This window comes from Mesorhizobium sp. M0052, assembly GCF_040323255.1.
Lineage (GTDB): Bacteria > Pseudomonadota > Alphaproteobacteria > Rhizobiales > Rhizobiaceae > Mesorhizobium.
On sequence record NZ_JAMYUS010000017.1, the window covers coordinates 91,805 to 115,031 of the forward strand.

The window sequence follows — 23,227 nt, forward strand, 5'->3', positions numbered from 1 at the left end:
GAGGACTTCATGGCTAACCTGAAACTCGGAAAGCTTCCGGACCGGACACCTTCGAAGATCACCATCACCGTTGGCGCCGACTTGAGCCAAGCACTCAACGACTATGCCGCACTTTACCGTGAGACCTATGGCGAGTCCGAAACGGTGGCGGAACTGATCCCCTTTATGCTGGTCGGGTTCCTGGAAGGCGACCGGGCGTTTGCCAAGGCCAGAAAGGAAGGTCTGCCGGGCGCCGGCGCGTCGGAGAAACCACGAAGGCAATCATCTTCCACACTGGACAACGGTTAGCGCTTGGTGTCGTTTTGGAGCACGCTAGGTTCTTGATCCTGACCGCGTTGCCGCCGGTCCGTACTCCACCAGTTCGAGTGCCTCCTCCTTTGTGCAGGAATTCGCCTGAGCGAGTTCGAGCGCCTCTTCAAGGAAGCGATGATTGCGCTCCTGTACATCGAGGTGCGCCGGCGTCGGAAAGCACGCGACAATCCATTGCCACACGCGGTGTTGAAACGAGCCTGAAGGCATGTCTAATTCCTAGCGGCTACCTTGAGAAGACACTGAGTCTGAGGGAGATTCAAGTTTCAGGGGAACAACTAAGCCTGCTAGACAATAAGTGCATAAAAGCCGTGGCTTTTTCTTGCGGCCGGCCTCGTTCTCTTCGGACAAAAATCGATCTTGTCACGATGCCGCCAGACCGGATGCTGAATGACAGCTTCTCGCCAACAGTAATTGAATAGCGGACCAGACCGGTCCCGGCCCCGACAAGTTGTTGAGTTCTCGACCAGCGGTCATTCTCGATGGTACCGTGGCGAAAGGTCGATCGCACATTGTTGCGTGGCGCAATGATGGTATATGAAGGTTGCCGATATTTGAACCTATATAGCGTTAAATTGATATAGTAGCGTATATTGACACCCGTCATATACGCGCGTATATCAGGCTAGCTCATACAGAAATCGTATACGCCATGAAGATCAGAACAGCTCGCGACATTGGAATCCTGATCAAGGAGGCCCGCACCCGGCGCGGCCTGTCACAGGCTGCCTTGGCCAAAATGATCACCACGACGCAGACGTGGGTGTCGTGGATCGAGAACGGCAAGCCCAGCGCCGAGATCGGCAACGTGCTGCTGGCGCTGACCACGCTTGGTGTGGAGATGGACTTTCAGATCCCGCCGGCGCCGACGTCGGCTGATCATCATCATAATGCCGATGAACGGCATGTCGACGATGACGACGACGAGATTCCCTACAAGCTCTAGATGACGATGATCATGATGAACCCGATCGACACCCTCGACGTCTATATCGCTGGCAGACCGGTTGGGGGGCTCCACCACCTGCAGGGCGGCAAGCTTTCGTTCTCCTATCACGAGGCATGGATGGAAGGCCGGGTGGCGATCCCGCTCTCCCTGTCCATGCCGACGATCACCAGGACCTACGAGGGCAAGGTCGTCGAGGCATTCCTCTGGGGCCTACTGCCGGATAATGAGCAGACCCTCGCCAGATGGGCGCAGAGGTTCCAGGTCTCCGCCCGAAACCCGTTTGCCCTGCTCAAGAATGTCGGCCGCGACTGCGCCGGCGCCGTCCAGTTCCTTTCGCGTGGCGACCAGATTTCCCGCGGCGAGAACGTGGAGTTGCTCACCGAGGCGCAGATCGGCGACCGCCTGCGCGATCTGCGCAAGGATGGTGCAGCGACCCGGCGCATCGGCGATCCTGGTCAGTTCAGTCTCGCTGGTGCGCAGGCAAAGACGGCGTTCCATTTCGATAAGGGCAGCAATCGCTGGGGGATCCCTCTAGGCGACACGCCCACGACACACATCTTCAAGCCGCCTTTGCCGCACTTGCACGGGCATACCGAGAACGAGCATTTCTGCCTGCAGCTTGCATCCAAGCTCGGCATGGACGCTGCACATAGCCAGGTTCTCGCCTTCGCAGGCGAAAAGGCAATCGTTATCGAGCGCTACGACCGCCGCAACAACGAGGGCAAGACCATCCGCATCCATCAGGAGGACATGTGCCAGGCCCTGTCGGTGATGCCGACGCTCAAGTACGAGAACCAGGGTGGGCCAGGTATCACGACGATCTCCAGAAAGGTGCTGTCGGCCTCCCTCGACCCCGTCCAAGACCGTCAGATCTTCATGGCCGCGAACGTCTTCAACTGGATCATCGCCGGCACGGACGCGCATGCAAAGAACTACTCGATGCTGCTCGGAGCCCAGGGCGAGGCCCGCCTAGCTCCGCTCTACGACATCTCCTCCATTCTGCCGCACCTCGGGGGAGAGATCCAATCTGAGATGCGCGACCTTAAACTGGCGATGAAGATCGACAGAGTCTATCCCATCGAGGAGATCATGCCGCGCCACTGGGGGCGCTGTGCGTCCTCAGCAAAGGTTGGCGGCGAGTACACGGTGCGGACGATCCGCCATCAGCTCGCGGTGATGCCCGATATGGCATCGGAGTGCGCCCAAGAGCTTCGCCAGGAGGGGATCATCCATGAGATCGTTGGTCGCCTCGTCGACGCGATCGCGACGCGCATCAAGGGCTTGTCCCGGATCTATGGAGAGGAAGGTTGTGGAGGTTAAAGTCGGGCGGGGATAGCGGATCCACGGACTAATGCCGGCGAAACGGACGGACCGCACACTGCCCACGGGATTCTCGCTCTAATAGCGCGCGGCCCCGGGCCGGGTAGATGGCCGGTTTCGGAACCGGCCATCGGCAGCTTGAATGACGGAAATGGGTCGGCTGCAGAACGGCAGCTTCCCGCCGAACGCGGTCAACTTTCTCTCCGGAAAATCTGACAATGCGGGCCTACGATTTGGCGTCGAGTTGTGGCGTTTTTCGACGGTCAGTATGATTTCCGGCGGTTGGAGATTTGTATCGGCGTTTGATGAACGGCCGCTGTTGGGTTCAAAGTGGATGGTCGCGTTGGTGTGTGGACAGCAGGCTTGCGGCGTCCCTCGATTGAGATCACCCGCAGGTTTTTGCTCTTGAGTTCATCCAGATAATCGGCCCACCACTGCATCATCTCGACGCGCTCGTCCCAGTGCTCTGCCCGGGCGTAGGCGCGCCGAACGTCGTTGTTCTCAATGTGGGCCAGCTGCCGCTCTATCGCGTCCGGATGCCACTTGCCGCATTCGTTCAGCAGAGTTGATGCCGTTGCTCGAAAACCATGCGCGGTAGCTTCTTCCTTGCTGTAACCCATACGACGCAGTGCGGCGTTAAGGGTATTGTCGGAAATCGGACGCGAAGCCGATCGAACACTAGGAAACAGCAGCGATCCATCACCAGAGATTTCTCTCAGTGAAGTCAGGACGCTAATCGCTTGCTTTGATAGGGGTATGCGGTGCGGCCGTCGCATTTTCATGCGTGCTTCAGGGATCGTCCACACCGAGCTTTCAAAATCGAACTCTTCCCATTCAGCGGCGCGAAGCTCGCCTGGGCGGGGAAACAGCAGCGCTATCAGCTTCAGACCGGCTCGGGTTGTAGGCTGTCCGTCAAATGCATGGATCGCCCTCAGCAAACCGCCCAAGGCCTTCGGATCGGTAATCGCGGCGCGAGACGTTACCTTCGGACTGATGAGTGCGCCTCTGAGGGCGAAGGTCGGATCTGTCTCGGCGCGTGCGGTCGCGATCGCGTATCGAAACACGCTGCCGATGGTGGAGCGCAGTCGCCTGGCCGACTCATACCGACCGCGAACCTCCACGCGACGGAGGGCGGTAAGGATGCTGGCCGGCTCGATCTCCCGAATGCACTTGTCGCCGATTATCGGATAGGCAAAGTCGAGCAGCCATTTGACCTTGCTGATCGTCCGGTCGGCACGTCCCTCCTTCTTCAACTTGTCAACATATTCGTCCGCGATTGAGCGAAAGGAGTCCTTTGCCGAATCGGCCTTCCGCAAGCTGCGTTCCTTTCCAGGGTCGACGCCAGCTAGCAGGAGCCTTTTAGCATCATCGCGCGCCTCCCGTGCCTCGGCGAGAGAGATAAGGGGATAGCTGCCCAGCGCGAGCAGTTTCTGCTTGCCGTCAAAGCGGTAGGCGAGCCGCCAGAGGCGAGAGCCCGTGGGCTGTACCCATAGCTGCAGCCCGCCCCCGTCAGACAATTTCGCGAGTTTGGAAGCAGGGCGGGCGTTTCGACATTTCACGTCGGATAGGGCCATTCGTCAGGTCTCCCTTGGCTGTTTCGATACCATCAGGATGTCGAATACCAACGGAAATACCATCCCCCCGCCTCGTTGGATCAAATGCGCCCGAAGCGCTCTCTGTCACGCCTAATTGCGCAATGCGACAGCAAAAGATCAATAATTCCAGTCGCTTGCAGAAGCTGCAGCGTAGACGGTTCGGCTAAACGGAGTGTCGGGAGAAGAGGGGATGGTGCCCAGAGGCGGATTCGAACCACCGACACGCGGATTTTCAGTCCGCTGCTCTACCAACTGAGCTATCTGGGCCTCGCCGGCAAACGAGACATCGCCTGACCGGATTTCAGGAAAGCGCCGTGGGGCACCCCTTGAAAGCGCGTGGGTTATAGCACGGGAATCCGGCCTGTCCAGCGCCTAAGCGCTGATTTTCCGGGGCAATTGTCGCAGACAATACCGACGCCGGCAAAGCAGCAATTGCGTAAGGTCGGCGAAGTGGAATTGCGCGGCCGGCACCGCCCAAACCCTACTTCGGCTCGTCGCTCTCGTCCTCGTCATCCCGCGCGGTGATGACATAGGCGCCCTTCAGCCAGCGGTTGAGGTCGATGTCCTTGCAGCGCTTAGAGCAGAACGGATAGGTCTCGCGCGCCGACGGCTTGCCGCATTCGGGGCAGGGGCGCTTCGGGCGCAGTGGTGTGACCTTATCGTCCAGGCTCATGGCCGCGCGGTATGCCAGCTGGTGTGGACCTTGAAGCCTTCGCCCGAAAGCAGCGCCACCGTCTCGTAGAGCGGCAGGCCGACAATGTTGGTGTAGGAGCCGACCAGCTTGACGACGAACGAACCGGCGAGACCCTGGACGGCATAGCCGCCGGCCTTGCCGCGCCATTCGCCGGAGGCGACATAGGCGTCGATCTCCTCGCGTGGAAGCCGCTTGAAGCGTACCCTGGATTCAACCAGCCTTTGGCGCAGCTTGCCGCCCGGCGTAATCAGGCAGATGCCGGAATAGACCCGGTGCGAACGGCCCGAAAGCAGTCCAAGGCAATTGGCGGCGTCGTCCAGCGTCTCGGCCTTGGGCAGGATGCGGCGTCCGACCGCGACCACCGTATCGGCGGCCAGCACGAAACTTGGCGCATAGTCTTCCTCGCTTTTCAGCGAGGCCAGCGCCTTCTCGGCCTTTTCCTTCGACAGCCGCTTGGCCAGCGAGCGCGGATGTTCGGCGCGCAGCGGCGTTTCGTCGACATCGGCTGGCAGCACGCGGTCCGGCTCGATGCCGGCCTGTTGCAACAGTTCGATCCGGCGCGGCGAACCAGAGGCAAGCACGAGCTTCTGCAGGATGCTCATCGCGGTTCGCGCCGGACTGTTACTTGAAACGGTAGGTGATGCGGCCCTTGGTCAGGTCATAGGGCGTCATCTCGACCAGGACCTTGTCGCCGGTCAGCACACGGATGCGGTTCTTGCGCATGCGGCCAGCCGTATGGGCGATGATCTCGTGTTCGTTTTCGAGCTTCACCCGGAACATCGCGTTGGGCAACAATTCCGTCACGACACCCGGAAACTCGAGGACTTCTTCCTTCGGCATTCGATACCTTTGCTTGGATTGCAGTTCCGGCGCCCTGGAGCGCCCAGGCCGGAATTTCGGCGGAACCTATATGATAATCGTGCGCTTGTGAACACGCTTAGATCGCGTCATATGCGACGCGCTCCAAGGTTTCGTTTTATGCATGTCGTTGTCTCAAAACCGGGACCGCTTTTGAGCGACATGCATCAATCCGCCGCGTTTTTTACCTCCGGAAGCAGAAAACGTCGGCTGATGCGCGCTTTCAGCCGTTCTCTCACGTCGCGATAGCTGGCCATGATCTGCTCGCGCCTGCCGCCGACATCGGTCGGATCCGGCATCGGCCAGTATTCGACGTCGACGGCAAGCGAGCGGGTGAGTTCGAGCGCGGCGTGGTGGGCTTCCGGCGCCAGGGTGACGATCAGGTCGAAATAATCGTCCTCGAGATCGTCCATCGAGCGCGGCTGGCGCTCGCCCAGCGTCAGGCCCTCTTCGGCCAGCACCGCGTCGACGAACGGATCGCGCTCGCCCCTGTGCACGCCGGCAGAGGCGACGAAAGTGGCCGGCGGCAGCATGCGCCGCGCCAGCTGCTCGGCCATCGGTGAGCGCACGGCGTTCATGCCGCACAAGAACAGGATCGAGCGGGGCGCCCCAGTCAGGTCTAACCCCGCCAGTGCAGCACGCAGACCAGCGTGAACAGCCGCCGCGCCGTGTCGAAGTCGATGTCGATCTTGCCGGCCAGCCGGTCCATCAACGTCTGCGAGCCTTCATTGTGCAGGCCGCGCCGGCCCATGTCGATCGCCTCGATATGGCTCGGTGTCGAAGAGCGGATGGCGTCGTAATAGCTTTCGCAGATCAGGTAGTAGTCCTTGACGATGCGCCTGAGCGGCGTCAGCGACAGGATATGGGTGACGACATCAGCACCATCCTCGCGGGCGACCGCAAACACCAGCCGGGATTCGGCCAGCGAGAGCTTCAGCCGATAAGGCCCGGCGCCGTCATCATTGACCGGCTGAAAGCTGTTTTCTTCGATCAGGTCGAAGATCGCCACCGCGCGCTCATGTTCGACATCGGGCGTCGAACGGCCGATCGACTCGTCGAGCTCGACATCGATCAGCCTTGCGCGGGTTTGATCGCCGTCCGCCATCGCCGCCTACATGTTCAGCCGGATGGCGACGGAGCGGCCATGCGCGTCGAGGCCTTCCGCCTTGGCCAGCGCAATCGCCGCCGGCGCAAGTGCTCTCAGCTGCTCCGGCCCGAGCTTCAGGATCGAGGTGCGCTTGACGAAATCGAGCACCGACAGGCCCGAAGAGAAGCGCGCCGAACGCGCCGTCGGCAGCACGTGGTTGGAGCCGCCGACATAGTCGCCGATGACTTCGGGCGTATGGCGTCCCAGAAACACAGCACCCGCATTGCGCATCCTGGCCAGGAAGCCCTCGGCATCGTCGATGGCGAGTTCCACATGTTCCGCGGCGATGCGGTCGACCAGCGGCAGCGCGGCCTCGATGGTCTCCACCAGGATCACCGCACCGAAATCGCGCCAGCTGGCAGCCGCCGTCTCGGCGCGCGACAGGCTCTGCAGCTGCCGCTCGACCGCCTGTTCGACGGCCTTGCCGAAGGCCGGATCGTCGGTGATGAGGATCGACTGCGCCGACACGTCATGCTCGGCCTGAGCGAGAAGATCAGCGGCAATCCAGTCGGGATCGTTGCTGCCGTCGGCCACGACCAGCACTTCAGACGGTCCGGCGATCATGTCGATGCCGACCGTGCCGAACACCTGGCGCTTGGCGGCGGCGACATAGGCATTGCCGGGCCCGACGATCTTGGCGACCGGCCGGATCGTTTCGGTGCCATAGGCAAGGGCGGCAATCGCCTGCGCGCCGCCGACGCGGTAAATCTCTGAAACGCCTGCTAGATCGGCGGCCACCAGCACCAGCGGATTGATGATGCCGCCCGGCGCCGGCACGACGATGACGATGCGCTCGACGCCCGCCACCCTGGCCGGCACGGCGTTCATCAGCACCGAGCTTGGATAGCTTGCCGTGCCGCCCGGCACATAGAGCCCGACCGCCTCGATCGCCGTCCAGCGCGAACCCAACTCGACCCCGACGGCATCGGTATAGCGATCGTCCTTGGGCATTTGTCGCCCGTGATGGGATCGGATGCGGTCACGGGCAAATTTCAGCGCCTCGACCGTCTGCGGATCGGCGTCTTTGTAGGCCTGCGCGATGTCGTCCTTCGACACGGCGATGCCGAGGCTATTGAGGTCGGCCTTGTCGAATTTCAGCGTGTAGTCGACCAGGGCAGCGTCGCCCTCGGCACGAACCCGCGCAATGATGGCGCGCACGGCAGTGTCGACGTCCTCCGATACCTCCCGCTTGGTGGTCAGGAAGGCGGCGAAACGCTGCTCGAAACCGGCATCGGACTGGATAAGCGTAATGGCCATCGGCTGCGTCTAGATCGTGATGAGACTTGGTTGAAATCTCATCACGATCTAACCCTTTGTTGGAGCATGATCTCTGGACAAACGATTCCCGTTTTGTCCAACAAAAACCGGCACCCACTTTTTGGGATCATGCTCTACACCCTGTGCACCGGACGCGAGGTCGCTTCCCAGGCGCCGCCTATGTCGGCAAGCCGCGCCTCGATGCATTCGACGTCGAGCATGATCGCGCCGCCGCCGGAAAAGACCAATTCGACGATGCCGGCCGGCTTGCTGATTTCGATAAAGCTGATTGCCAGAAGCGACAGCACCTCGGCCGGCCGATCGCGGGCAATGCCGCTGGTCTTGGCACCGAGCACGCGGTCGAAATGCAACACCGCCTGGCGCCGCTCATTGTGCTGGCTGAACAGCCCGGACTTCGCCTCCCAGACGAAGCGGTTCATGGTCAATATGAAACGCTTGGCCGAAGGCAGGTATTCGAGATCCGAGACCTTCATCACGGCGTCCTGGACGTGAGCCGAGACGATGCTCAGATCCTGATCGTCGAGCGCAATGAGTTTGAGGGCTGCCATGCCGAATGCACACCTGAAAGTTGGTTTCAGCCTTCTGTTAGGCGGTCTTTCCGGTCGGTGCAACCGCGACACAAATTCAACCCGAGGCTAGCGCCTCGGGTTTGAAGTGTTGGCGGTGAATGGAGGCAGCACCAGACGCCTGTCTGTCTGAAGCAACTGCCGTGCGGTCAAGCCGAAATCCGCTCGATCACCGCGCCGCAATTGGAGAGCTTTTCTTCCAGCCGCTCAAAACCGCGGTCGAGGTGGTAGACGCGGTTGACCGTCGTTTCGCCTTCGGCCGCCAGACCGGCGATGACCAGCGACACCGAGGCGCGCAGATCGGTCGCCATCACGGGTGCGCCCTTCAGCTTGGCGACGCCGTCGACGATCGCCGTTTGGCCGGACAGCGTGATGTGGGCGCCGAGCCGGGCCAGTTCCTGCACATGCATGAAGCGGTTTTCAAAGATGGTCTCGGTGATGCGCGACTTGCCCTTGGCCATGGTCATCAGGCCCATGAACTGCGCCTGCAGATCGGTCGGGAAGGCCGGAAAGGGCGCCGTCGTGACGTCGACCGGCGAAATGCCGGCGCCGTTGCGCTTAACGCGAATGCCGGAGTTGGTCGGCGTGATCTCGGTACCGGTCTGGGCAATCACATCCAACGCGGTCTGCAGCAGCTCGGGGCGGGCGCCTTCGAGCACGACATCGCCGCCGGTCATGGCCACAGCCATGGCATAGGTCCCGGTCTCGATGCGGTCGGGGATGACGCGCACGCGCGCGCCCGACAGCGATTCGACGCCATCGATGGTGATGGTTGGAGTGCCGGCGCCGGAAATTTTTGCGCCCATGGCGTTGAGGCATTCGGCGAGGTTGACGATTTCGGGCTCGCAGGCGGCGTTTTCCAGCACCGTCTCGCCCTTGGCGAGCGCCGCCGCCATCATCAGCACATGGGTGGCGCCGACGGAGACTTTCGGGAACACATAGCGATTGCCGACGAGGCGGCCGTTCCTGGTCTTGGCCAGCACATAACCAGTGTCGACATCGATGTCGGCGCCCAGCGCCTGCAGGCCTTCAAGGAACAGGTCGACCGGCCGCGTGCCGATGGCGCAACCGCCGGGAAGCGACACTTTCGCCTCGCCCATGCGGGCCAGCAGCGGGCCGATCACCCAGAACGATGCCCGCATCTTCGACACCAGCTCGTAAGGCGCGGTCGTGTCGACGATGTTGCGGGCCGAGAAATTGATGGTGCGCGAATAGCCCTCATTCTGCTTCTCGCGGCGGCCGTTGACCGAATAGTCGACGCCGTGATTGCCGAGAATGCGGATCAGCTGCTCTACATCGGCCAGATGCGGCACGTTTTCCAGCGTCAGCGTGTCGTCGGTGAGCAGCGAGGCGATCATCAGCGGCAAAGCGGCGTTTTTCGCGCCCGAAATCGGAATGCTTCCGGCGAGCTTGTTGCCGCCGACAATTCTGATGCGATCCATGAGAGAATGTCCCCTCGGCCCGATAGGCCGGTTTTCGTCAGTTTGAGTATCGGCCCGTCTAGACCATTGGCCGGCTTGGTTCAAGATTCCTGAGCCCGTTGGCCAAGTTGGCCGGCCAGTGTGGCCGATATCGGTCAGTCCTTGTGCATTTTTTCAGCAGCCGGCAGTCCTTCGGGCCGCTGGTCAGGATCACCGGTGCGCCGCGAGCGCGCTTGCGTCTTGCGCTTCATGAGATTGGCGCGCAGCTGCTCGGCCAGACGGTCCTTGCGGTCAGTCCCGTCCTTTTTTTCCGGATCAGCCTTTTTCGGTGGAATTGTCTTCTCGTCCATCGTTCCGTCCCGCCTGCAACTGGCAGGGCCTGCCGTTCAAGGGATAGCTAGCATTGTGGCGCCGCCATGTCAGCGAAACTTGTCTGGCAAAGCCTTTCACAGACGCCTTGCGCTTGCCGGTTCTATATGGCAGAAGCCCCGCCATCAGCGGCTGCGGTAGCTCAGTGGTAGAGCACTCCCTTGGTAAGGGAGAGGTCGAGAGTTCAATCCTCTCTCGCAGCACCAGATCATTCCTTTGATTTTAAAAAGATGCAGTCGCGAAGTCGGGGTCTCGTTGCGGACCAAAAAAGCCGGCTGACGCAAAAAAAGTGCCAATCCCGCGCATCCAACCGTGGCCCCCTCGCCCGGAAACATTGAGAGAAAGAGGCTCTACGGGGCCGGACGACTGCTCAACAAGTCCGGACCTGTCAACTCATGAACAGGCCGGACTGGCCGTATCCGGCATGCTGAATACTACCGCTCGCACGCTGAAAGCCAGCCGCCTCGTACGCATATCCATGACAAGAACACAGCTCGCCCAAGGACTTGCCATCGGCCGGCCATCATGATGCCATCTCGCCTGCGGAAGATAGCGTTGGGTTTTGGGGTAGAGAATGCTCTTTGGGCGAACGGCAGGTGCGACAGGGCGCATGTGCGCGGCAATTGCTGCGGCACTGGCGCTGTGCCTATGCGCGTTTGGCCCCGCTTTGGCTGAAGAGCCGAAGGCGCTGAAAGGCGTCGCGCTCATCATCGGTCAGTCCGACTACCAGCATGTCGGCAAACTGCCCAATCCGGAAAACGACGCCCGCGCCATCGAGGAGATGTTCGACAGGCTCGGCTTCGAGACCAATGTCGCCACCAACCGCGACGCGCGCAAATTGCGGCGCGATCTCGAAGGCTTCGTCGACGATGCCGAGGGCGCCGATGTCGCCATCATCTACTATTCCGGCCACGGCATCGAAGCCGGCGGCGAGAATTATCTAGTCCCTGTCGATGCCGATATCTCGGCGCTCGACAATGCCGGCGAAAAGCTGGTGCCGCTGTCGTCCATCGTCGCCGAACTGAAGGCCAAGGTGCCGGTCACCATCGTTCTGCTGGACGCCTGCCGCAACGATCCGTTCCCGCCGGGCACGCTCCTGAAGCTGGCGCCGGGCGACGAAGGCAAGCCGATTGGCGCCGGCGGTCTCGGGGAAACGCGCGGCGTGGTTTCCCTGAAGGGCGGCGCCGACGCCAAGGGCTCGGTCGACGACAGCCTCGGCCAGGTCATCGCCTTTGCCGCCGAGCCCGGCAAGGTTGCGCTGGACGGTCCGGCCGATGGCAACAGCCCCTATGCGGCAGCGATCCTGCGCCACATCGACACGATGGGCGGCGAGGAATTCGGCACCGTTTTGCGCATGATCGGCGAGGAGGTCTATCTCAAGACCAACGGCCAGCAGCGGCCCTGGGTCAATGAGAGCCTGCGCCGGCTGCTCTATTTCGGTACCCCCGCCGAGGCGCCGAAAGGCGACGAGGGGGAAATCCTAAGGGAGCGGCGCCAGCTCCTGCTGACTATCTCGACGCTACCCGATCCGGAGCGCCGCCAGATCGAAACCATAGCGCGTGACGGCAAGGTGCCGATGGATGGGCTCTACGCCATGCTGAAGGCGCTCGGGGTCGACATACCCAAGGATCCGGCTGAGCTCGACAAGCTGCTGCGTGGCCAGACCGAACGGCTGAAACACGTGTTGGCTGAACGCGAGACTTTGAAAAACCCGGACCCCGAAATTGCCAGGCTATCGAAACTCGCCGAACAGGCGGTTCAGGAAGGCGCGCTCGAAGCGGCGCAGAAATTCAACGAGCAGGCCAAGGCCCGCATCGGCGAACTTTCGTCTACGGTCGACCAGGCCGAGGCCGAGCTGAAGGCAAAGCGGCTGGAATTCGCAAAGGTCTTCGCCAGCAGTGCCAGGACTTATGAAATCTCCTTCAACTTCAAGGAGGCGGCGCAGGATTACGCCAAGGCCTTCGAGCAGGCTGCCAAATGGAGCGACGAAGACGCGTTCTACTACAAGGCGGCAGAGGCCAACGCTCTGTCGGAACAAGGGGACTTCTCCGGCGACAATGCGTATCTCGCCCAGGCCCTGACAGCCTATGAACAGGCATTGACCTATGTCACCCGCGAAAAGTTGCCGCTGCTTTGGGCGGCCACCCAGAACAATATGGGCGCCACGCTTGCTACGTTGGGCGAACGGGAAGCCGGCCGCGAAAACCTCGACAAGGCAGCTGCCGCCTATGAGCAGGCGCTGACCGTCTATACGCATGACGCCTACCCCGACGACTGGGCATCGACCTATGGCAATCTGGGCACGGTCTACTGGCGGCTCGGCCAGCGCGAGAACGGGACGGCACTGCTTGAGCGGGCAGTCGCGGCCTTCCGCTCGGCGCTCGAGGTACAGTCGTTGAAGAAACTGCCGCTGGAATGGGCGGCGACGCAGAACAATCTCGGCATCGTGCTGTCCGAGATCGGCGAACGCCAGACCACATCGGACAGTTTTCGCGCCGCAATCGAAGCGCATCGTGCGGCGCTGACCGAATACAGCAGGGAGCGCGTACCGCTCGACTGGGCGCTGAGCCAGGTCAATCTGGGGGCAGCGCTCTACCGCCTCGGTGAGCGCGAAAAGGATATCGCGACCATGCAGCAGGCGGTTGCTGCCTATCAGGCGGCGACCGGCGAAATGACCAGGGAACGCGCGCCGGCGCAATGGGCGACAATCCAGAATAATCTGAGCACGGCGCTGGAATCGATCGGAACCATTAACGGCGATGTCGCCACGCTTGAGCAGGCGCGCGACGCCGCCCTTGCATCGCTTACGGTTTGGACGCGCGAGCACGCCGCGGCGAGCTGGGCCAACGGCCAGCTGACGCTCGGCAACGCCTTGCAGCGCCTCGGCGCCAAGCAGAAGAACAAGGAACTGCTGCTGCAGGCAGCCACCGCGTACCAGGCCGCTCTGTCCGAATATCCGCGTGAGAAACTGCCGCTCGACTGGGCTTCGCTGCAGCAGAATCTGGGATCGGTCAACGACACGCTCGGCGATCTCGATACGGGAACCGATTACTACATTCAGGCGGTGACCGCGTATCGTCAGGCATGGGAGGTCTATACCGCAACCGCCGCGCCGCGCGAGTTCGCTTCGATCGGCTACAGCCTTGCAGGCACGCTGTCGAACTGGGGCGAACGCGCGGGGGACATCTCGATCCTGCGGCAGGCGATCGATGTCTACGGTCAGGTGCTCAGGGTTCGCACCCGCGACAAGGACCCAGCCAATTGGGCCAAGACGGAATTCCGCCTCGGCTGCGCATTGATGATGTCAGGCAAGCTGGCCTCTGACGATCTACTGCTGCAGCAATCGGTCGACGCGCTGCGGGCGGCGCTCGACGGGCAGACGAAAGGCGGTGATGTCACGGAGATCGGCCAGACGCGCCGCGTGCTCGGCCAGACCCTGTCGATCCTGGGCGACAATACATCCAACCTGGACTTGCTGGCGCAAGCAGCCGACATGCTGGAAGCCGCGCTCCCCGCCTACTCCAAGGACGCCGACCCGGAGGAGTGGGCCAATATCAATTACGACCTCGGCTTTGCCCTCTACAGCCAGGGCCGGATTGGTGGCGACGCCACGTTCTACGCCAAGGCCGTGGAGAGCTTCGAGAGGGCAGCGCGGATCTACGACGGTTTTCCCGACCGCATGCAATGGGCGCGCACCAAGGGCGATATCGGCAATGCCTTGCTGATGGCCGCGGACGGCAAGGACGTCGAGTTGCTCACCCGCGCGATTGCCGCCTATGACGCAGCGCTCAGCGTGGTAACGCGCGAGAATGCGCTGGCTGTCTGGGAGAACAATCAGAACAATCTCGCCGGCGGGCTGTCGAGTCTTGGTTACTGGGCGAACGATGTCGGCAAGCTGAAACGAGCCGCTCAGATCTACCGCGACCTCGCCACGGTGCGAACGATCGCCCGCGATCCCGATCTCTGGATCACCAACCAGACCAGTCTCGCGCAGACGCTGAGCATGATCGCGGCCCGCGAGCCTTCGGCTGAATTGTACGAGGAGGCGATTGTCGTCAACCGGGCGCTTGCCGAGCAGCTCGGTCGCGACCGCGATCCCGAACGTTGGGCCAATGCGCGCAACGAGATGGGCTATGCCTTGACCATGGCCGGCCGCGCCGAAAACAATGTCGCGCATTTCGAGGAGGCGGTGCTGGTCCTGCGCGAGGCGATCGTGGTGCAAAAGAAGATCAATTCGGTGCCGGCTGTCGCCTTCACGCAGGACAGCCTGTGCGACGTGCTGGTCGATCTGGGCGCCGCCCGCAAGGACAAGGCGATGGCACAGGAAGCGATCGCCGCATGCCAGGACGCGCTCGTCATCTTCCGTGACAAGAAGATGGACGATCTCGCCGCCGGTTCCGAAAAGAACCTCTCCGAGGCACAGGCGTTGCTGGCCGAGTTGCATTAATCCGAGCCCGCGCTCCCGGATGCGGGCGAATGGTGGGCACGCCAGCGTTCACGCTGTTGCGCAAGCAAACGTCATCGGCTCGCCATGGCGTGACAGAGATGCGATGTGGCAGTATCGGCTTGTGCGCCGGTCGCCGCCCGTCATTCAGGGCGGCAGGTAATCATATTCCGTTGGAGCGCCAGATGACCTCACTCACCCGCCGCAGGCTTTTGAAAACGGCTGCGGTTGCCGGCGTCGGCGGCGTTGGCCTTGCAGCGATGGCCAGGCTTGGTGGCTGGGCCGCGGCCGCACCGGAGCCGGTGGTTCTCAAGACGGCAAAGATCCAGGCCAGGTTCATGGATATCGGCCAGACCCGCGATGTGCTGACTTATGGAGAGGCCGGAATGCCGCCGGTGCTCAGGATGAAAAAGGGCGAGCCCTTTGCCGCGCGTCTCGTCAACGCCATCGACGACCCGACGACCATCCATTGGCACGGCATTCGCGTTCCAAACAAGATGGACGGTGTTCCCTTCCTAGTTCAGCCTTACGTCTATACCGGCGATCATTTCGACTACGCCTTCACGCCGCCCGACGCCGGCACGTTCTGGTATCACCCGCATTGCAACACGCTGGAGCAGATGGGCCATGGCCTCACCGGCGTGATCGTGGTCGAGAACCCCAACGATCCAAAATTCGACGCCGAAGCCGTCGTCAACCTGCGCGACTGGCGCCTCGGCGACGACGCGCAGTTCATCCAGCAATTCCGGCCGCGCGATGCCGCAAAAACCGGAACCTATGGCACGGTGCGCACCGCCAACTGGCTCGACCAGCCGCAATTCGACGCGCCGGCCGGCGGGTTGGTGCGGCTGCGGGTCGCCATCACCGATGTCACCCGCATCTACGCCTTTCGCGTCGAGGGTGCGGAGGCCGCGGTCATCGCGCTCGACGGCAATCCGGTGCCGCAGCGTTTTGCGCCCGATGCCTTGCTGCTCGGACCGGGGCAGCGCATGGAGCTCGCCATCCGCATGCCTGACCAGGAGGGCGCGATCGTCAGCCTGGGCGACATCAGGGGCACCAAACCCAAGGTCCTCGCCACCTTGCGCGCCACCGGCAGCTCGCTCAAGCGCGATTTGCGCGACCTCGCACCGCTGGAAGCCAACCCGGTGCCGGAGGTGGATCTCGCCAGCGCGAAACACATCGCGCTCTCGCTCAGCGCCACGGCGGAAAACGTGCCGAGCGACAGCATATGCGGCACGCTAGGCTACTCCTTCTGGGCCATCAACAAGGTACCGTGGCCGGGCGACACGCCGGACCCGACCGCGCCTTTGGCCGAGCTGAAGCTCGGCAAAAGCTATGTCATCGACATGGAGAATTTGACGCCGCAATCGCATCCGATGCATCTGCACGGCATGAGCTTCAAGGTGCTGTCGTCGTCGACACGCCAGGTTCAGCCGGTCATCTCCGACACCTATCTCATGCAGCCCAACGAGAAGGTTCAGCTCGGTTTCGTCGCGGACAATCCCGGCGACTGGCTGCTGCACTGCCACATCATCGAACATCAGAAAACCGGGATGACGAGCTATATCAGGGTGGTTTGACGCCGAGGCGGGTCAATCAGCCTCTACCGGGGTTGGCCTCACCTGTCGGGCCTGTTGCCGGAGAAATTGCCGCCGTCCGCTGGTTTCGTTGGCAAAGCGGGGCCGTTCCCTGCTATTCCCGCCTGCAATCAAGAAGCCGTGGACACGCTTGCATGACCAATGTCGCCCTGACCGGACTGGCCCGCGATCTCGCCAGGCGCGCCGCCGAGGGCCGCCCGGTGCGCATCGGCGTCATCGGCTCCGGCGAAATGGGCACCGACCTGGTCACGCAAGGCATGCTGATGCCCGGCATCTCGGTCGCGGCCATCTCGACACGCCGCCCGCACACCGCCCGTGACGCCATCCGCATCGCCTATGGCGATGAGGCGATGGCGGTCGAGGCGGACAGGGGCTCGAAAGTCACCGCGGCGATCGAGGCGGGCAAAATCGCCATTACCACGAACGAGATGCTGGTCACCAATCCGCTGATCGACGTCGTCATAGACGCCACCGGCAAGCCTGGTGTCGCCGCCGATTTCGACTTGAAGGCGATGGAGCACGGCAAGCATCTGGTGATGATGAATGTCGAGGCCGACGTCACGATCGGCTGCTACCTCAAGCAGCAGGCAGACCGGCTCGGCGTCGTCTATTCGGTCGGCGCCGGCGACGAGCCGTCGAGCTGCATGGAGCTGATCGAGTTCGCCTCCGCGCTCGGCTACACCATCGTCTCGGCCGGCAAGGGCAAGAACAACCCGCTCAACCACGATGCCGTTCCGGATGACTATCGCGAGGAAGCCCTTCGCCGCAACATGAACCCGCGCATGCTGGTCGAGTTCGTCGACGGCTCGAAAACCATGGTCGAGATGTGCGCCATCGCCAACGCCACCGGGCTGGTCCCAGACGTTCCCGGCATGCACGGCCCAAAGGCCGACCGCGATCAGCTGGCCAAGGTGCTCATCCCGAAGGCGGATGGCGGCATCCTGTCGAAGAAGGGCGTTGTCGACTACACCATCGGCAAGGGCGTGGCGCCCGGCGTGTTCGTCATCGTCGAGGCGACGCATCCGCGCATCGTCGAGCGCATGGACGACCTGCACATAGGCCACGGCCCCTACTACAGCTTCTTCCGGCCGTATCATCTGACCTCGCTGGAAGTGCCGCTGACGGCGGCCCGTATCATGCTCTACGGCCGCCCCGACATGGTGCCGCTGCCGAAGCCGGTGGCCGAAGTCTGCGCGGTGGCCAAGCGCGATCTCGCCACGGGCGAGACCTTCGATGCCATCGGCGAGACTTGCTACCGCTCCTGGACCATGACCGTCGAAGAGGCGCGCGTCAATCTGGCAGTGCCGGTCGGCCTGCTCGAAGGCGGCAAGGTGCTGAAACCGGTGAGGAAGGGCGAACTGCTCACCGCCGACAATGCTACGCCCGACCGCACGACCAGGCTGTTCGCTTTGCGGAAGCTGCAGGATGATTTGCTCTACGGGGCTGAGATGGCATGAACAGGCCAGCTCTCTGGCTTTGTCATGACAAGATCACTATATTGTAGTGACAGCGAACGGAGGCTTCCAGAATGAATCTCCAGATCAGAGACCCGCGCGCCCGTGACCTCGCCCGGCAGCTTGCCGAAAAGCCAAAGATTTCCTTGACCGAAGCGGTGATCGAAGCGCTCGAATCCGAGCTTCAGCGCGAACGTGAACGAGTTCCGCTGGCTGAGCGGCTGGCCGCCATATCGAACGATCTGAAGGCCAAGGCGGGAAGCGGTGGCAGGGATTTGACTAAGGATGAGATCGACGAGATGTGGGGACATTCCTGATGTTCATCGACACCTCGGTGGTGATCGCTGTCCTCGCCGGAGAGAAGACGCCGCCGATTGGAGCCGCCGGATCGGGCAGGCCTCGATACGGATCACATCTCCGCTGGTCGTGCTCGAAGCGGCGATGCGGCTTTCATCGAAGTTGGTGGTGGAGCCGCTCTTCGCCGAAAAGGCGATAGAGGACTTCCTGCGTGAGGCCGAGATCGAGGTGGTTCCGATCGAAATCGGTGATGCCAAGCTCGCGATCCAGGCTTTTTCGAACTATGGCAAAGGTCGCGGCCACCCGGCTCAGCTCAATCTCGCTGACTGCCTGTCATATGCCTCGGCAAAAAGCCGTGGGATGCCCTTGCTCTACAAAGGGAAAGACTTTTCCCACACCGATCTGGCCTGATCCTACTCCCCCAGTTCACGGTTAGGTCAGCAGCTTCGTCAGCCGCTCCCGCCCAGCAGGCCAAATGCTGCCGCGGTCGCGCCATGGGGCTTTTGACCTGCTCGCGCAACACGCCTGGTCATTGCGCTCGTGCTGACGGCGCAGACCCATCGGCTGCCATTGTAATGATCCATTCATACAGTCTGTCTCTTTGATCCGGGTTTTTCAAACGATGCCGAGATGGCAATCTCCGAACGATCAGTTGAACCCCCATTGAGGATTGAAATCTTGCAAACCATTTGGACAAGACGCGAGACGATGAAAACCCTTCTGGCAACGGGCATGGTTGCCATGCTTCAGCCTCTGGCTTTTGCAGCCAGGGCCGCCGCCAAGCTGGAATGGACCTATTTTCAGGCTGACGAGAATGGTTTCCGCCGCACGCCGGTGCTGCTGACCGGGGAAAAAGAAGCCATCCTCCTCGACGGTGGATTTACCCTGTCCGATGGCCGTGCGGTCGCGGATGCGATCAAGGCGACGGGCAAGACCCTGACGACGATCTATGTCAGTTGCAGCGACCCTGACTATTATTTTGGCCTCCGTCCCGTCGCGGATGCTTTCCCCGGCGCCAAGATCATCGCGGCCGGCGCAACGGTTGCGGCCATCAAAGCCAATGTGCAAGCCAAGCTGGATGTCTGGAGCCCACAGCTCAAGGACAATGGACCGAAGGTTCTGGCGGATGTCGTCATTCCCGAGGCTTCCGATATCACCTCACTTGAAATCGAAGGAAACAAGATCGAGATCGTCACCGTCGCCGATCTGAAAGACCGGCGGTATCTCTGGGTGCCCACCCTTGAAGCCGTGTTCGGCGGCGTGCTGATCTCGTCGGGCGTGCATGTCTGGGTTGCCGACGAACCAACCGTAGACGACCATAAAAAATGGATTGCTGCGCTTGATGAAATCACGGCGCGCAAACCCAAAATCGTGGTGCCGTCCCATCAGGTAGCCGGCGCGCCGGACGGTCTTGCGGCCGTGGAATTCACCCGCGCCTACCTCGAAGCCTTCAACGAGGAAGCCGGGAAATCGAAATCCAGCGTGGAACTGATTGCGGCGATGAAGCGGCGCTATCCTGATCTTCTTGACGTCTCGTCGCTGGAACTGGGAGCAAAGGTCGCCAAGGGTGAAATGAAGTGGGGCTGATACGGTTGGCCCGGGGCTAAGGCAGGAGCACACGGGCCACCTACAGCCCTGACGTATCGCGAACGGTTTACTTCCCCAATTCCACCGACCGCAGCCGCGCGGCTTCCACCGCCTCGGTCAGCAGCTTCGTCAGCCGGTCTTCGCCCATCAGCACGGCAAGGGCGGCTGCCGTGGTTCCGTTGGGGCTGGTCACCTGCTGGCGCAGGACGCCGGGCTCCTCGCCGCTTTCGGCAGCGAGTGCAGCAGCGCCATAGACGGTCTGCATGGCAAGCAGCCTGGCGGTCTCGGTCGGCAGCCCGGCCTTCTCGGCTGCAACCGTAAGCGCCTCGATGAAATGGAAGATGTAGGCCGGACCGGACCCCGAAACCGCCGTCACCGCGTCCATCAGGCCTTCGTCGTCGATCGTCGTCACCACACCGCTCGCCGACAGCAGCTCGGCAACGAAACGCCTGATGTCGTCGGTCACCAGCGGGTTGGAATAGACCACCATCATGCCCTTGCCGATCGCGGCCGGCGTGTTGGGCATGCAGCGGATAACAGGCGCGAGATGGCCGAGTATGTGCTCGAAGGTGGCGACCGGCGTGCCCGCGGCGATGCTGACGAAGGTGGTCCTGCCGTCGCCGAAGCGCTTATAGGCGGCGGTGACGTCGCGGATCACCTGCGGCTTGACGGCGATGACGACGAGGTCGGGCTCTGCGTCGGCGGGGATCCCGTTCGCGCCCGCGGCGACACTGCAACCGAGGTGCTCGGCGCGCTTGCGCAATTCGGCATTGGGCTCGACCACGAACACGGCTTGCGGGGCAAGCTTGCCCCATTTCAGCCAGCCCGCAAGCATGGCGTAACCCATATTGCCGCAACCGGCGAGAACAAGCCTGATCGTCATTGAGAGCCCTCCGAGACAAGGGTTCTCCTTAGACGCTAGCGGGCAGACGGGAAAGCCCCAAGGGGTGCTGGATCAGGCCAGCCGGTCAAGGTCGCCGGCGTACCGCGATCGGCCGCAGCGACACTTGCCGCAAGCCAAGCACGCCGAGCACGAAGAACAGCCACACCGGGTCGCCGCGATGGAAGAAGAAGCTTTCCAGGAACGCGTTCAGCGCCGTGAACAGCACCACCATCATGAAGAAGTCACCGAGATAGATGTTCTCCTTGCGCGGCGGGATGCGCATGTAGTCGCGCAGCGGCGCGATCACGAAAGTGTAGACGGCAACGCACAGCGCCGGGATGCCCATCAGCACCGCAATGTCGAGATAGCCGTCATGGCCATGCACGATGGTCCGGATGTCCCAGGCCCGGTCGAAAGGCTGGTCCTGGCTCAGCAGCAGCGGCGTGCCCCAGAAGCTTTCATAGCCGTAGCCGGTCCAGGGCTTCTTCGCCAGCATCTCGCCGGAGAACTCCCACAGCGTCGTGCGCCCGGTATAGGTGAGGTCGGGGAAATAGGTGGCCGCCAGCTCTTTCACCGGCGGGATGAAGACGATGCCTAAGGTACCGATGGCCGTCGCAATGATCGCCAGTGCAAACAGGATCGGCGTGCCGAACCGCATGCCGATCATGCCCGGCAGCACGACGATCAGGATCGAGAACGGCACCAGGCCGGCCGTCGTCTTGGATCCGGTGTGCAGCATGAAGATCATCGCCGCGCCGAAGATCGCCACGCCCCAGAATTTCTGGCCGCGCCGGACGAGATAGAGGCCGGCGAAGCTGAAGCAGGCCATGATTGGTCCGGCAATGTTCTTGTGGGCGAACACACCACGCCACAGGCCGGCATGTTCGGGCTCCTGCGAATCGGCCGTATGCAGGGCCTCATGCGGAAAGACGATGAGGCCGATATAGGACAGGCCGATAACGACGATCGCGCAGAATATGATGACTTTCGAAAAACTGTCGGCATCGCGCGGCAGCACCAGGACCGTCGCTATCGTCAGAACGCCAAGCAGCGTGAAGAAGGCCGCGCGCATGGCCGAGGACGGGTCGGTCGCGTTGATGACCGAAAGCATGAAAAAGCCGAGCATCAGAATCCAGGACGGGCTGAGCAGCGAGCGCACCACCTTGGGGTCGGCGAACGTCAGCAGTGAGAAGATCGAAATGGCGCCGAGCGAACTGAAGCCGAGCTGGTTGACGATGTCGCCGCCGTCGCCGGTCAGTTCCGCGCCTGCCGGCTGAAACGGCCGGAACGACACGATGATGACGGCAAATAACAGCGCGGCAATCGCCGTCGCCACGCCGTCGCGGGTGACGATGCCGCCCAGCAGCAGCTCGTCAGTTCTTCTCAGGCTGCCTGTATTGCTCATTGGCGTATCCGAATTCGGCAAGCACGCGGCCGAGCGAGACATAGACGGGGTAAAGCGCCGTCGACAGCGATCCTGTCCGCGCCAATTTGATTGCGCCGCGCACGGGCGAGGCTATCAGCAGCGCCAGGCTTTTTGCAAACACCTTGGCGCCGGCGAATGGCGTGCCGGCGCGCTTCTTCTTTTCGACCAGCGTCGAGATTACACCGTTGCGTAAGGATCGGGCGCGGATCCAGTCAGCCTCGACGCGCCGGGCCGGAACGCCTTCGCGCACCTTTGCCTCGGCGCACCAGCCAAGCACGAAACCTTTCTGCGCCGAGCGGCTGAGGAAGTCGGAATCGCCGCCGCCCATGAAGTTGAACCGCAGGTCGAGGAAGGGTGGCCCCATGATGGTGAGCACATTGCGCCCGACCAGAAGGTTGCCCGAGGAATAGAGTGCGGCCACGCGCCCGGTCTGGCGATAGGGCGGCGCAAACACCGGGTGCTCGGCCCATTTGGCGTGAGCAGGATCGGTAAACACCGGCACTTGCGGGCCACCGACAATGTCGGCGCCAAGCGTCTCCGCCGTCCTGCACATGCGCTCCAGCCAGTCCGCGTCGGCGATCTCGTCATCGTCGATGACCAGCAGGTGGCGGAAATCCGGAAAATGCAGGATCGCCGTCTGCCAGCCAGCATTGTAGGCACTGCAATTGCCCCGCTCATGCGCGATGATGACCATGCCCTTCATATCGTCGCGTTCGAACAGCGGCACGGCCGCCTGGGCGCCCTCACGCGCCTCGGCCTCGTTTTCGATGACGATGACGGCGAAGCGCCGGCTGGTTTGCTGTGCCTTGAGCGACGCCAGCGTTTCGAGCAGCAGTTGCGGCCGCTTGAAGGTCGGCAGCGTGACGACGGCTTCCATCGTCTCTGCGGCGAGCCCCGGAGAGCGTCCCGCAATCGATACCGAACCGTCCGATGGCAAAGGGATCATCCGCTCCAGCCGCATGTTTTGAATCTGGCTTTCGATAACACCGCGACGATAACGTTTCGTTAATCACCTTTCGCAGCGGCGCCTGC

At 62.2% G+C, this 23,227-nt stretch carries 22 protein-coding genes and 2 tRNA genes; 10 read left to right on the forward strand and 14 right to left on the reverse strand.

Annotated features, from left to right (window positions below; all coding sequences use genetic code 11):
* Positions 1-9: 9 nt before the first annotated feature.
* The 3 genes from NKJ77_RS22420 to NKJ77_RS22430 all read left to right on the forward strand — a co-directional run bounded on the left by NKJ77_RS22420 (position 10) and on the right by NKJ77_RS22430 (position 2,578).
* Positions 10-288, forward strand: coding sequence for a DUF2274 domain-containing protein (locus NKJ77_RS22420; RefSeq protein WP_023689356.1), 279 nt, complete (start codon positions 10-12; stop codon positions 286-288).
* Positions 289-961: 673 nt separating this feature from the next.
* Entirely contained in the window at positions 962-1,255 is a 294-nt protein-coding gene (locus NKJ77_RS22425) for a helix-turn-helix domain-containing protein (RefSeq protein WP_023689355.1), read from the forward strand.
* Positions 1,256-2,578 carry a type II toxin-antitoxin system HipA family toxin gene (locus NKJ77_RS22430; protein WP_050588757.1) on the forward strand — a complete coding sequence of 441 codons (1,323 nt, stop codon included), beginning with the start codon at positions 1,256-1,258 and terminating at the stop codon, positions 2,576-2,578.
* A gap of 263 nt (positions 2,579-2,841) precedes the next feature.
* On the opposite strand, the gene NKJ77_RS22435 is transcribed toward NKJ77_RS22430, so the two are convergent.
* The 11 genes from NKJ77_RS22435 to NKJ77_RS22485 all read right to left on the reverse strand — a co-directional run bounded on the left by NKJ77_RS22435 (position 2,842) and on the right by NKJ77_RS22485 (position 10,487).
* Positions 2,842-4,152, reverse strand: a complete 1,311-nt coding sequence (locus NKJ77_RS22435) for a tyrosine-type recombinase/integrase (protein WP_023747221.1) — start codon at positions 4,150-4,152, stop codon at positions 2,842-2,844.
* A 212-nt stretch (positions 4,153-4,364) separates the two neighbouring features.
* Positions 4,365-4,440, reverse strand: a tRNA-Phe gene (locus tag NKJ77_RS22440).
* A 214-nt stretch (positions 4,441-4,654) separates the two neighbouring features.
* Positions 4,655-4,846 (reverse strand): DNA gyrase inhibitor YacG, encoded by a 192-nt coding sequence (gene yacG / locus NKJ77_RS22445; RefSeq protein ID WP_023669280.1) that lies wholly within the window; start codon positions 4,844-4,846, stop codon positions 4,655-4,657.
* A complete protein-coding gene (locus tag NKJ77_RS22450; protein ID WP_023681911.1) occupies positions 4,843-5,469 on the reverse strand; it encodes a Maf-like protein in 627 nt (208 codons plus the stop codon). Before NKJ77_RS22450 ends, yacG begins: the two co-directional genes overlap by 4 nt.
* A 19-nt stretch (positions 5,470-5,488) precedes the next feature.
* A complete protein-coding gene (gene infA, locus NKJ77_RS22455; protein ID WP_006200926.1) occupies positions 5,489-5,707 on the reverse strand; it encodes a translation initiation factor IF-1 in 219 nt (72 codons plus the stop codon).
* Positions 5,708-5,892: 185 nt separating this feature from the next.
* Positions 5,893-6,357: an arsenate-mycothiol transferase ArsC gene (locus NKJ77_RS22460; protein WP_081725519.1), complete on the reverse strand. Its 465-nt coding sequence runs from the start codon at positions 6,355-6,357 to the stop codon at positions 5,893-5,895.
* Entirely contained in the window at positions 6,345-6,830 is a 486-nt protein-coding gene (locus NKJ77_RS22465) for a UPF0262 family protein (protein ID WP_023669283.1), read from the reverse strand. Before NKJ77_RS22465 ends, NKJ77_RS22460 begins: the two co-directional genes overlap by 13 nt.
* Positions 6,831-6,836: 6 nt before the next feature.
* The gene (gene hisD / locus NKJ77_RS22470; RefSeq protein ID WP_023727783.1) at positions 6,837-8,129 is read right to left on the reverse strand and encodes a histidinol dehydrogenase; all 1,293 of its coding nucleotides are present in this window, start codon (positions 8,127-8,129) and stop codon (positions 6,837-6,839) included.
* Between the two features lie 134 nt (positions 8,130-8,263).
* The gene (locus NKJ77_RS22475; protein WP_023692404.1) at positions 8,264-8,698 is read right to left on the reverse strand and encodes a DUF2948 family protein; all 435 of its coding nucleotides are present in this window, start codon (positions 8,696-8,698) and stop codon (positions 8,264-8,266) included.
* Positions 8,699-8,865: 167 nt separating this feature from the next.
* Positions 8,866-10,158 (reverse strand): UDP-N-acetylglucosamine 1-carboxyvinyltransferase, encoded by a 1,293-nt coding sequence (gene murA, locus NKJ77_RS22480; protein ID WP_023727782.1) that lies wholly within the window; start codon positions 10,156-10,158, stop codon positions 8,866-8,868.
* 134 nt (positions 10,159-10,292) lie between these two features.
* A complete protein-coding gene (locus NKJ77_RS22485; protein ID WP_023669287.1) occupies positions 10,293-10,487 on the reverse strand; it encodes a hypothetical protein in 195 nt (64 codons plus the stop codon).
* Positions 10,488-10,637: 150 nt separating this feature from the next.
* Between NKJ77_RS22485 and NKJ77_RS22490 the strand changes: the two genes are divergently transcribed.
* From NKJ77_RS22490 to NKJ77_RS22520, 7 genes are all read left to right on the forward strand, one after another.
* Positions 10,638-10,712: transfer RNA gene (locus NKJ77_RS22490), tRNA-Thr, on the forward strand.
* Positions 10,713-11,116: 404 nt separating this feature from the next.
* Positions 11,117-14,953 (forward strand): caspase family protein, encoded by a 3,837-nt coding sequence (locus tag NKJ77_RS22495; RefSeq protein ID WP_352535774.1) that lies wholly within the window; start codon positions 11,117-11,119, stop codon positions 14,951-14,953.
* Between the two features lie 182 nt (positions 14,954-15,135).
* On the forward strand, positions 15,136-16,530 hold the full coding sequence (locus NKJ77_RS22500) for a multicopper oxidase family protein (protein WP_352535775.1): 1,395 nt from the start codon (positions 15,136-15,138) through the stop codon (positions 16,528-16,530).
* Positions 16,531-16,682: 152 nt separating this feature from the next.
* Positions 16,683-18,005, forward strand: coding sequence for an NAD(P)H-dependent oxidoreductase (locus tag NKJ77_RS22505; RefSeq protein ID WP_023747215.1), 1,323 nt, complete (start codon positions 16,683-16,685; stop codon positions 18,003-18,005).
* Between the two features lie 71 nt (positions 18,006-18,076).
* The gene (locus NKJ77_RS22510; protein ID WP_352535776.1) at positions 18,077-18,319 is read left to right on the forward strand and encodes a type II toxin-antitoxin system VapB family antitoxin; all 243 of its coding nucleotides are present in this window, start codon (positions 18,077-18,079) and stop codon (positions 18,317-18,319) included.
* The gene (locus NKJ77_RS22515) at positions 18,288-18,710 is read left to right on the forward strand and encodes a type II toxin-antitoxin system VapC family toxin (protein WP_352535777.1); all 423 of its coding nucleotides are present in this window, start codon (positions 18,288-18,290) and stop codon (positions 18,708-18,710) included. The genes NKJ77_RS22510 and NKJ77_RS22515 overlap by 32 nt, the downstream gene beginning before the upstream one ends.
* Before the next feature lie 276 nt (positions 18,711-18,986).
* On the forward strand, positions 18,987-19,886 hold the full coding sequence (locus NKJ77_RS22520) for an MBL fold metallo-hydrolase (RefSeq protein WP_023747213.1): 900 nt from the start codon (positions 18,987-18,989) through the stop codon (positions 19,884-19,886).
* Positions 19,887-19,953: 67 nt separating this feature from the next.
* Here NKJ77_RS22520 and proC read toward each other — a convergent pair whose 3' ends face one another.
* From proC to NKJ77_RS22535, 3 genes are all read right to left on the reverse strand, one after another.
* On the reverse strand, positions 19,954-20,769 hold the full coding sequence (proC, locus tag NKJ77_RS22525; protein ID WP_352535778.1) for a pyrroline-5-carboxylate reductase: 816 nt from the start codon (positions 20,767-20,769) through the stop codon (positions 19,954-19,956).
* 85 nt (positions 20,770-20,854) lie between these two features.
* A complete protein-coding gene (locus NKJ77_RS22530) occupies positions 20,855-22,174 on the reverse strand; it encodes an O-antigen ligase family protein (protein WP_352535779.1) in 1,320 nt (439 codons plus the stop codon).
* On the reverse strand, positions 22,143-23,141 hold the full coding sequence (locus tag NKJ77_RS22535; RefSeq protein ID WP_023692395.1) for a glycosyltransferase family 2 protein: 999 nt from the start codon (positions 23,139-23,141) through the stop codon (positions 22,143-22,145). The genes NKJ77_RS22530 and NKJ77_RS22535 overlap by 32 nt, the downstream gene beginning before the upstream one ends.
* Positions 23,142-23,227: the final 86 nt, after the last annotated feature.